A 10,655-nucleotide genomic window follows, 5' to 3' on the forward strand; every position below is an offset into this window, starting at 1 on the left:
GACAGCAGCGTAGCGAAACACGATAGATCGCGACACCCCTCGCTGAGCCTTACCTCACAGGCCCGGCGCCTTGGACAGGTTCTAGGCTGGGAAGGCCCGCCAACGTCGGCGGGTCGTCGTCTGTCGAGTGAGGAATGGCCTGCGATGTCGAGTAGTTCCCCCCCAACCCGCCCAGCGTTCGCGTACACCGATCTGCTCCCCCAGGGCGAGGACACCACCCCCTACCGGCTGGTGACCTCCGAGGGTGTCTCCACCGTCGAGGGGCCGGACGGGCGGACGTTCCTCACGGTGGAGCCGGAGGCGCTGCGCAAGCTGGCCGAGGAGGCCATCCACGACATCCAGCACTACCTGCGCCCCGCCCACCTCGCCCAGCTGCGCCGGATCATCGACGACCCGGAGGCCTCCGCCAACGACAAGTTCGTCGCGCTGGACCTGCTGAAGAACGCCAACATCGCGGCCGCGGGCGTGCTGCCGATGTGCCAGGACACCGGCACAGCGATCGTCATGGGCAAGCGGGGTCAGAACGTGCTGACCGAGGGCCGCGACGAGGAGGCCCTCAGCCGCGGCATCTACGACGCCTACACCCGGCTGAACCTGCGCTACTCGCAGATGGCCCCGCTCACCATGTGGGAGGAGAAGAACACCGGCTCCAACCTCCCCGCGCAGATCGAGCTGTACGCCACCGACGGCGGCGCCTACAAGTTCCTGTTCATGGCGAAGGGCGGCGGCTCGGCCAACAAGTCGTTCCTGTACCAGGAGACCAAGGCCGTCCTGAACGAGGCCTCCATGATGAAGTTCCTGGAGGAGAAGATCCGTTCGCTGGGCACGGCCGCCTGCCCGCCGTACCACCTGGCGATCGTGGTGGGCGGCACGTCCGCCGAGTACGCGCTGAAGACCGCCAAGTACGCCTCCGCGCACTACCTGGACACCCTGCCGACCGAGGGCTCGCCGCTCGGCCACGGCTTCCGGGACCAGGAGCTGGAGGAGAAGGTCTTCGAGCTGACCCAGAAGATCGGCATCGGCGCGCAGTTCGGCGGCAAGTACTTCTGCCACGACGTGCGCGTGGTGCGCCTGCCCCGCCACGGCGCGTCCTGCCCGGTCGCCATCGCGGTGTCCTGCTCCGCCGACCGCCAGGCCGTCGCGAAGATCACCGCCGAGGGCGTCTTCCTGGAGCAGCTGGAGACCGACCCGGCGCGCTTCCTGCCGGACACCACCGACGAGCACCTGGACGAGTCGTCCGACGTCGTGAGGATCGACCTGAACCAGCCGATGGACGGCGTCCTGGCCGAGCTGGCCAAGTACCCGGTCAAGACGCGGCTCTCGCTCACCGGCCCGCTGGTCGTGGCGCGCGACATCGCGCACGCCAAGATCAAGGAGCGGCTGGACGCGGGCGAGGGCATGCCGCAGTACCTCAAGGACCACCCGGTGTACTACGCCGGTCCCGCGAAGACCCCCGAGGGGTACGCGTCCGGCTCCTTCGGGCCGACCACGGCGGGCCGGATGGACTCCTACGTCGAGCAGTTCCAGGCCGCCGGCGGCTCCAAGGTGATGCTGGCCAAGGGCAACCGCTCGCAGCAGGTCACGGACGCGTGCGCGGCGCACGGCGGGTTCTACCTGGGCTCCATCGGCGGGCCGGCCGCGCGCCTGGCGCAGGACTGCATCAAGAAGGTCGAGGTCCTCGAGTACGAGGAGCTGGGCATGGAGGCGGTCTGGAAGATCGAGGTCGAGGACTTCCCGGCGTTCATCGTCGTCGACGACAAGGGCAACGACTTCTTCAAGGACCCGGCCCCGGCACCGACGTTCACGTCGATCCCGGTCCGGGGTCCCGGCCTGGCCTGACGCGCGCGGGCGGCGGGCGCGGCGCGGGGGCGACCCCGGCCGCGCCCGCCCCGCGCATCCACCCCGCACACCCGCCGCTCGCCGGCCGGGCAGCGGGCGTCACCCGGGTGGGCCTCCGGCGGAACATCCCCGTCCTCCCGATCGCTGTACCGGTCATGAGCGAATACCGGATCGAACACGACTCCATGGGTGAGGTACGCGTCCCCGCCGAGGCCAAGTGGCGGGCCCAGACCCAGCGGGCCGTCGAGAACTTCCCGATCTCCGGGCAGCGCATCGAGCGCGCCCACATCGAGGCGCTCGCGCGCATCAAGGGCGCCGCCGCCAAGGTGAACGCCGAGCTCGGGGTGCTCGACGAGGACGTCGCCCGGGCGATCCAGGAGGCCGCCGCCGAGGTCGCCGAGGGGCGGTGGGACGAGCACTTCCCGGTGGACGTCTTCCAGACCGGTTCGGGCACCTCGTCGAACATGAACACCAACGAGGTGATCGCCACCCTCGCCACCGAGCGGCTCGGGCGGCCGGTGCACCCCAACGACCACGTCAACGCCTCCCAGTCGTCCAACGACGTCTTCCCGTCGTCGATCCACATCGCCGCCACCGCCGCCGTCACCCGCGACCTGATCCCGGCCCTGGAGCACCTCGCCGCCGCGCTGGAGCGCAAGTCCGAGGAGTTCGCCGACGTCGTCAAGTCCGGCCGCACGCACCTGATGGACGCCACGCCCGTGACCCTGGGCCAGGAGTTCGGCGGGTACGCGGCCCAGGTCCGCTACGGCGTGGAGCGGCTGCACGCCTCCCTGCCCCGGCTGGCCGAACTGCCGCTGGGCGGAACGGCCGTTGGCACCGGCATCAACACCCCGCGCGGCTTCTCGGCCGCCGTCATCGAGGAGGTGGCCCGCGCCACCGGGCTGCCGCTGACCGAGGCGCGCGACCACTTCGAGGCGCAGGGCGCCCGGGACGGCATCGTCGAGACCAGCGGGCAGCTGCGGACGATCGCGGTCGGCCTCACCAAGATCGCCAACGACCTGCGCTGGATGGCCTCCGGGCCGCGCACCGGCCTCGCCGAGATCGCGCTGCCCGACCTCCAGCCCGGCTCGTCGATCATGCCCGGCAAGGTCAACCCGGTGATCCCCGAGGCGGTGCTGATGGTCGCCGCGCAGGTCGTCGGCAACGACGCGACCGTGGCCACGGCGGGCGCGGCCGGCAACTTCGAGCTGAACGTGATGCTGCCGGTCATCGCCAAGAACGTGCTGGAGTCGGTGCGACTGCTCGCCAACGTCTCCCGCCTGCTGGCCGACCGCACCGTGGACGGCGTCGTCGCCCACCGCGAACGGGCCCGGGAGTACGCCGAGTCGTCGCCGTCGGTGGTCACCCCGCTCAACCGGTACATCGGCTACGAGGAGGCCGCGAAGGTCGCCAAGAAGGCGCTGGCCGAGCGCAGGACGATCCGTCAGGTGGTGCTGGAGGGCGGGTACGTGGAGCGCGGCGACCTCACCGAGGAGCAGCTCGACGAGGCGCTGGACGTGCTGCGGATGACCCGCCCCTGAACCGGGACGCGGCGGGGCGGTCCCGGTGCCGGGCGGCCGGAACCGTCCCCGATCCGACCGCGTCGTATGCCCTGGGCACCTAGTATCTGTTCATGGCGGACGGTGGAGCGGTGGGACGGGTGGAGCACGCGGGGACGGACGGGACGGGCGGGGCGCCGTTCTGGGAGCCCGGGAGCCAGGTCCTGTGGCGGTACCGGGAGAACGCCGGCGCGCGCATCCACATCGCCCGGCCCGTCACCGTCGTCCGGGACGACGAGGAGCTGCTGGCCGTCTGGCTGGCGCCGGGCACCGCGTGCGTCAAGCCGGTGCTGGCGGACGGCACCCCGCTGCACCAGGAACCGCTGGCCACCCGGTACACCAAGCCGCGCACCGTGCAGCTCGACCGCTGGTTCGGCACCGGTGTGCTCAAGCTCGCCCGGCCCGGTGAGCCGTGGTCGGTGTGGCTGTTCTGGGAACCGGGCTGGCGCTTCAAGAACTGGTATGTCAACCTCGAGGAGCCGTTGGCCCGTTGGGACGGCGGCGTGGACTCCGAGGACCACTTCCTGGACATCTCCGTGCACCCTGACCGCAGTTGGCACTGGCGCGACGAGGACGAGTTCGCGCAGGCCCAGCGGGACGGGCTGATGGACGCCGAGGGTGCCGCACAGGTGCGCCGGGCGGGCCGGCGAGTGGTGGAGGTGATCCGCGCCTGGGGGCCGCCGTTCTCGGACGGCTGGCAGGACTGGCGCCCGGATCCGTCCTGGAGCGTCCCGGTCCTGCCGGACGACTGGGACCGCACCCCCGCGCACGTGTCCACATGAGACCCTTGATGCGCCCCCGGGCATGAAACGTAGGATCGTCCTCCGCAAGGGCGCATGACACCAACTGCGGGGACGGACGCCGAGTCTGACCGAACGTCACCGAGGGGCGGCAGGACGTGAGCGAGGGGTACGAGGGCACCACCGGTACGGGCCGCACCCGCCGCACCTGCCGCACCCGCGGCCCGAGAACGACCACCGAGCACGCCGGAATTCCGTTCCTGGGGCACGTATTGCGGGTATCGGCACTTCGGCGGGCGCAGCCGCACGTATGCGCAGCCCCGGACGGATGGATTCGACACGCGTGACGGAGCACCCCACGTCCTACGAACGCCCCCAGGGCGTCGACCCCACGGACCCCCGCGGGGCGCTCCTGCGTACCCCGGTGCCGGGAGCCGGTGCCGCGGCACTGCCGGCCGCCGCCGCGCAGGCCCGCGCCGAGGGCACCCCGGGCACCACGACCCCGTCGGGCGCGCCCGCCCCGTCCGGCAACGGCACGGGCGGCCAGCCGGGCGGCCACGGGCCGGGAGCGGCCGGGTCGGACCCCGAGCACTCCCAGCCCGCCGCCGCCGAGACCGGCACCCACCGGCCGCGTCCCGTGCCGGAGTCCATCCCGGTGCAGCCGGGGGCCGAGGAGCGCGGCCCGGTGTCCGCCCGGGACCGGCGCAGCGGCCAGAACCCGCCACCCGGCGGCCGGCCCACGCCGATGCGGCGGGACGGCGACCGGCTGCGCTTCGTGGGCGCCGCCACCCGGCGCATCGCCCGCGGCATGGACCTCGACGAGATCGTGATGGGCCTGTGCCGGGCGACCGTGCCGACCTTCTCCGACGCGATCCTCGTCTACCTGCGCGACCCGCTGCCGGTCGGCGACGAGCGGCCCGTGGGCCCCGTGGTGCTGCGGCTGCGCCGTACCGACCGCATCCCGCAGGAGCGCGACTCCGAGGCCGGCTTCGCCCAGGCCGTGCTCCCGCCGGAGAGCCCCGAGCTGTCCGAACTGTCCTCGGTCATCGCCGAGTTGTGCGAGGTGCGGCCCGGCGGGGCACTGGCGGAGGTGCTGCGCGGGGTGCGCCCGGTGTTCGCCGACGCCCCCGCCGCCCGCGCCGCGCTGCCCGAACTGCTCGGCGAGGAGGGCCAGTCGGTCGTCCCGTGCGGGCAGCGGGCGATCCTCGCGCCGCTGCGCGGCCGTCGCCGGGTGATCGGCGCCGCGGTGTTCATCCGCGGGCCCGAGCGGATCACCTTCGAGGGCGACGACCTGCTGGTGGCCGCCCAACTGGCCACGCACAGTGCCCTGGGCATCGACAAGGCCGTGCTGTACGACCGTGAGGCGTACATCGCCGACGAGCTCCAGCGCACCATGCTGCCCGAGACCCTGCCCCGCCCCACGGGCGTGCGGCTGGCCTCGCGGTACCTGCCGGCCGCCGAGACCGCGCGGGTGGGCGGCGACTGGTACGACGCGATCCCGCTGCCGGGCAGCCGGGTGGCGCTCGTGGTGGGCGACGTCATGGGCCACTCCATGACCTCCGCCGCGATCATGGGCCAGCTGCGCACGACGGCCCAGACGCTGGCCGGGCTGGACCTGCCGCCGCAGGAGGTGCTGCACCACCTCGACGAGCAGGCGCAGCGGCTCGGCACGGACCGCATGGCGACCTGCCTGTACGCCGTCTACGACCCGGTCGCGCACCGCATCACCATCGCCAACGCCGGCCATCCGCCGCCCGTCCTGCTGCACCTGGGCGGCCGGGCCGAGGTGCTGCGGGTGCCGCCGGGCGCGCCGATCGGCGTGGGCGGCGTCGACTTCGAGGCCGTCGAGCTGGACGCGCCGGCCGGGGCGACCCTGCTGCTGTACACCGACGGGCTGGTGGAGTCCCGGCTGCGGGACGTGGCCAGCGGCATAGAGCAGCTGCGCGAGAAGCTGGCCGCGACCGCGCAGCTGACCGGTCCCGACCACCCGCCGCCGCTGGAGGCCCTGTGCGACGAGGTGCTCGACATGCTCGGGCCCGGCGACCGGGACGACGACATCGCGCTGCTCGCGGCCCGGTTCGACGGGATCGCGCCGAGCGACGTGGCGTACTGGCTGCTGGAGCCGGAGGTCTCCGCACCCCGCGAGGCCCGGCGGCTGGCCCGGCGGGCGCTGTCCCGGTGGGGCCTGGAGGACCTGACGGACTCGGTGGAGCTGCTGGTCAGCGAGGTGGTGACCAACGCGGTGCGGTACGCCACGCGGCCGGTGACGCTGCGGCTGCTGCGGACCGACGTGCTGCGCTGCGAGGTCGGCGACGACGTGCCGCAGTTGCCACGGCTGCGGCAGGCCCGGGCGACCGACGAGGGCGGTCGCGGGCTGTATCTCGTCAACCGGCTCACCCGGCGCTGGGGCGCCACGCGGCTGAGCGCGGGCAAGGTGGTCTGGTTCGAACTCACCCGGCCGTAGCGGCGGTGGCGGCCGGCGGGGGTCCCGTGGGCCGCGCACCGGCCCGGCACGGTCCCGGGTGAGGCGTCAGGGGCGCCCGGTGGTGGTCACCGGGCGCCCCTGACGCGTCCCTACCGCTGCTCCCCGAACTGCGGGGTGAGCGGGTTCGCCGGCGGGGTGGTGATCTCGCTGGTCGGAGGCTCCGTCGTGGGTTCCTCCGTGGTCGGCGTCTGCGTCGGCGTCCGGGACGGCGGGGCCTGGGTCGTCGGGGTCTGCGACGGCGCCTTCGTGGTCGGGGCCTGGGTGGTCGGCTCCTGCGTCGGCGTCGGCGTCTGCGTCACCGTCGGGCTCGGGGCGGCCGTGACCGTGGGCCGGACCGCCGCGCCCTGGTCGGTCTCCAGGTCGAACCGGCTGACCTTGGTGGAGACGCCGAAGGTGTACGCCGCCCAGATCTGCGCCGGGTAGCCGCCACCGTTGATCCGGCCCTTGCCCGGGATCCGCCCGGTCGCGCCGGTCAGGGTGACCTGGGGGTGCGGCGGCTTGGCGGACTCGCCGAACAGGCCGACCGAGGTGACCAGGTCGGGCGTGTAGCCGGTGAACCAGGCCGACTTGTTGTTGTCGGAGGTACCGGTCTTGCCCGCGACCTTCTGCCCCCTGCGCTCGGGGTTGTCCCGCACCGAGGTGCGCGCCGTGCCGTCGTCGACCACGCCGGTGAGCACGGAGGTCACCGTGTCGGCGGCCTCGCGGCTGACGACCTGGCCGCCGATCGGGTCCGTGAGCTCCAGCGTCTGGCTGCTGTTCTGCGCGGACTTGATCAGGGCCGGGGTGACCTTGCGGCCGTGGTTGTCGAGGGTGGCGTAGACGCCGGCCATCTGCAGCGGGCTCGCGCCCATGGTGCCCAGGGTCTGCGCGGGCACCGCCTTCAGGCCCTCGGTGTCCATGCCGAGGTCGTTGGCGACCTTGAGCACGTGGTCCATGCCGACGTCGACGCCCATCTGCGCGAAGACGGAGTTGACCGACTTGTTCATCGCCGTCTGCACGGTGATGTCGCCGTAGTCGGCGTCGTCCTCGTTCTCCGGGGCGAAGCCGATGTCGCTGCCGACGACCGGGCGCTTGCTGGTGCCGTCGTAGATCGTGTCGGCGGTGATCGGCTTGCCGTCCTGCGTCTGGGCGCCCTTGTCGAGGGCGGCGGCGAGGATCACCGGCTTGAAGGTGGACGCGGGCTGGTAGTCGGTGCGGGTGGCGTTGTTGGTGTAGTGCTTGAGGTAGTCCACACCGCCGTACATGGCCACGACCGCGCCGGTCTTCGGGTCGACCGAGGCGGCGCCGGCCTGGACGTCGCCGTCCACCGAGCGCTTCTTCGGGTCGAGCTTGCCGGTCAGCTGCTCCTTGACGGACGCCTCCAGCGCCTTCTGCTTCTTCTTGTCGATGTTGAGGGTGATCGTCCAGCCGCCCCGGCCGACCAGGTCCTCGGCGTCCTCCAGGGAGTCCGCCCTGCCCTGCTTGACGAGCTGGCGCTCCAGTTCGGCCTTGGCGGCGTTCACCAGGTAGCCGACCTGGCCGGCCTTGCCGGGTGCCTCCCGGGGCTCCTTGGGCACCGGGAACGTCATCGCCTCACGCTTGCCCTTGTCCAGCCAGCCCTCCTCGACCATGTTGTCGAGGACGTAGTTCCAGCGGGCCTGCACCAGCCGCTTGCCGGTGTCGGAGGCCGCGGTCCAGTCGTACTGGCTCGGCGCCTGCAGCAGCGCGGCCAGGTAGGCGCCCTGCGGGACGGTGAGCTTGCTCGCGTCGACGCGGTAGTAGGCCTGGGCGGCGGCCTGGATGCCGTAGGCGCCGCGGCCGTAGTAGCTGGTGTTGATGTAACCGGCCAGGATGTAGTTCTTGGACTTCTCGCGGTCCAGCTTCAGCGAGATGACCAGTTCCTTCAGCTTGCGCGTGACGGTCTGTTCCTGGGTCAGGTAGTAGTTCTTGACGTACTGCTGGGTGATCGTCGACCCGCCCTGCGCGCCCTTGCCGGCCACGGTGTTGAGGATGCCGCGCGCGGTGCCCTTCAGGTCGACGCCGGCGTCCTGGTAGAAGGTCTTGTTCTCGGCGGCGACGAAGGTGCGCTGGACGGGCCTGGGTATCTGCGCGAGGTCGACGTTCTCGCGGTTGAGGTCGCCGTCGCGGGTCAGGATGCTGCCGTCGCTGTACTTGTAGACGTTGCTCTGCTTGAGCGCGTCGGCGTTCCCCTTCGGGATGTCGATCATCATGTACATCAGGACGAAGGCGCCGATGCCGAGCAGGCAGACACCGAGGAAGGTCCCGAGGATCTTCTTCCAGGTGAACATCCTGCGTATGAGGCCCTTGTCCTTCGTGCCGCCCCGGCCGCGCTGCTGGGCGGCACGGCGGGCCGCCGCGCGGCCGCCCGCCGCCGGCGCGCCGGCGGGGGCGGCGGAGGGGGTGCCGGACGAGGGGGCCGCGCTCTCCTGCGCCGAGCGGTTGCGGGGCGCCGCGCGGCGGCCACCACGCTGCCGCGCTCGTCTGTCGTCCGCTCGTCCCATGAGTCCGCTCGCTCCGCTTCCTACTCGGTCGTCACACCCGTGCTCCGGGGGCAGGTCAGCTCAGAAAGCTAACACCGCTCTCTATGACAAAGGGTTGTCGATCCGGGCTTTTTCGGGCGTGACAATCAGCACGCACCCCCGGGGAACCCGCATTCCGCCCCACCGGAACCGACGTCCGGGAAGCCCCGAGGGTTGCCATCTCGCGGAAAAGTGATATCACTTAGCTAGAAGAGCGCTGGCGCTCGTCCAGCAGACGTCCAGGAAACGGGGGACCCATCCATGTCCGCGCACGACCCCTCACGCACCGCCCCGGCCACCGCCTCCACGGCTGAATCCACCGATCTGCCCGACATGCCCGCTCCCCGGGTGCACGAGTTCACCGCGCACAGCATCGGCGGCGGCCTCGCACTGCTGCTCGGTCTGCTCGGGCTGCTGGCGGGCGCCGCGATGGTCGCCGCCGGCGCGGTCGCCACGGCCACCGGCGTCAAGGCCGCCCTGATCGTGCTCGGCGTCCTGGTCGGCCTCGCCGCGTTCCTCGCCATGTGCGGGCTGAACATGGTGGCGCCGGGCGAGGCCCGGGTGGTGCAGCTCTTCGGGCGCTACCGCGGCACGATCCGCGAGGACGGGCTGCGCTGGGTGAACCCCTTCACCTCCCGCACCAAGGTCTCGACCCGGGTGCGCAACCACGAGACCGCCGTGCTCAAGGTCAACGACGCCTACGGCAACCCGATCGAGCTCGCCGCGGTCGTGGTGTGGAAGGTGCGCGACACCGCGCAGGCCACCTTCGAGGTGGACGACTTCCTGGAGTTCGTCTCCACCCAGACCGAGGCCGCGGTCCGGCACATCGCCATCGAGTACCCCTACGACTCCCACGACGAGGACGGGCTGTCGCTGCGCGGCAACGCCGAGGAGATCACCGAGAAGCTCGCCGTCGAGCTGCACGCGCGCGTGGAGGCGGCCGGTGTGCAGATCATCGAGTCCCGCTTCACCCACCTCGCGTACGCTCCGGAGATCGCCTCGGCGATGCTCCAGCGGCAGCAGGCCGGGGCCGTGGTCGCCGCCCGGCGGGAGATCGTCGACGGCGCGGTGGGCATGGTCGAGGCGGCGCTCGCCCGGATCTCCGAGCGGGACATCGTGGAACTGGACGAGGAGCGGAAGGCGTCGATGGTGTCCAACCTGATGGTGGTGCTGTGCGGGGACCGGGCACCGCAGCCGGTGCTGAACACCGGGACGCTGTACCAGTGACCGACTCCGTCGGGGGGCCCGCCCCCAAGCGGCAGCCGCAGCAGCGCAAGCAGGTGCTGCTGCGGCTGGACCCGTCGGTGTACGACGCGCTGGCCCGGTGGGCGTCGGACGAGCTGCGGTCGGCGAACGCCCAGATCGAGTTCCTGCTGCGCCGGGCCCTGGCCGAGGCGGGCCGCCTCCCCGGCGGCACGGGCCCGCTCCCCCGGCGGGGCCGGCCACCGCGGGACACGACGCCGCCCGAGTGAGCCCGGCCGCGACCGCCCCCCCCACCCCCCCCCCCACCCAC

7 protein-coding genes are annotated in these 10,655 nt (G+C 72.4%); 6 read left to right on the forward strand and 1 reads right to left on the reverse strand.

From position 1 onward, the window contains the following. Nucleotides 1-144 precede the first annotated feature (144 nt). The 4 genes from AQJ30_RS36085 to AQJ30_RS36100 all read left to right on the forward strand — a co-directional run bounded on the left by AQJ30_RS36085 (nt 145) and on the right by AQJ30_RS36100 (nt 6,602). Entirely contained in the window at nt 145-1,839 is a 1,695-nt protein-coding gene (locus AQJ30_RS36085; RefSeq protein ID WP_067242396.1) for a fumarate hydratase, read from the forward strand. A gap of 155 nt (nt 1,840-1,994) precedes the next feature. After that, nucleotides 1,995-3,380: a class II fumarate hydratase gene (locus AQJ30_RS36090; protein ID WP_067242398.1), complete on the forward strand. Its 1,386-nt coding sequence runs from the start codon at nt 1,995-1,997 to the stop codon at nt 3,378-3,380. A 92-nt stretch (nt 3,381-3,472) separates the two neighbouring features. Next, nucleotides 3,473-4,180, forward strand: coding sequence for a cytidylyl-2-hydroxypropylphosphonate hydrolase (gene fomD / locus AQJ30_RS36095; protein ID WP_067242401.1), 708 nt, complete (start codon nt 3,473-3,475; stop codon nt 4,178-4,180). Nucleotides 4,181-4,481: 301 nt separating this feature from the next. Further along, entirely contained in the window at nt 4,482-6,602 is a 2,121-nt protein-coding gene (locus AQJ30_RS36100) for an ATP-binding SpoIIE family protein phosphatase (protein ID WP_067242404.1), read from the forward strand. Between the two features lie 110 nt (nt 6,603-6,712). On the opposite strand, the gene AQJ30_RS36105 is transcribed toward AQJ30_RS36100, so the two are convergent. Further along, complete coding sequence (locus tag AQJ30_RS36105; RefSeq protein ID WP_067242406.1) at nt 6,713-9,124, reverse strand: transglycosylase domain-containing protein; 2,412 nt, start codon at nt 9,122-9,124, stop codon at nt 6,713-6,715. A 279-nt stretch (nt 9,125-9,403) separates the two neighbouring features. Here AQJ30_RS36105 and AQJ30_RS36110 point away from each other — a divergent pair, with 279 nt between their 5' ends. Together AQJ30_RS36110 and AQJ30_RS36115 are read left to right on the forward strand one after the other, a co-directional pair. Next, nucleotides 9,404-10,369: an SPFH domain-containing protein gene (locus AQJ30_RS36110; protein ID WP_067242408.1), complete on the forward strand. Its 966-nt coding sequence runs from the start codon at nt 9,404-9,406 to the stop codon at nt 10,367-10,369. Then, complete coding sequence (locus AQJ30_RS36115) at nt 10,366-10,614, forward strand: type II toxin-antitoxin system antitoxin (protein WP_067242411.1); 249 nt, start codon at nt 10,366-10,368, stop codon at nt 10,612-10,614. The genes AQJ30_RS36110 and AQJ30_RS36115 overlap by 4 nt, the downstream gene beginning before the upstream one ends. Nucleotides 10,615-10,655: the final 41 nt, after the last annotated feature.

The sequence above is a fragment of the Streptomyces longwoodensis genome, assembly GCF_001514125.1.
GTDB lineage: Bacteria > Actinomycetota > Actinomycetes > Streptomycetales > Streptomycetaceae > Streptomyces > Streptomyces longwoodensis.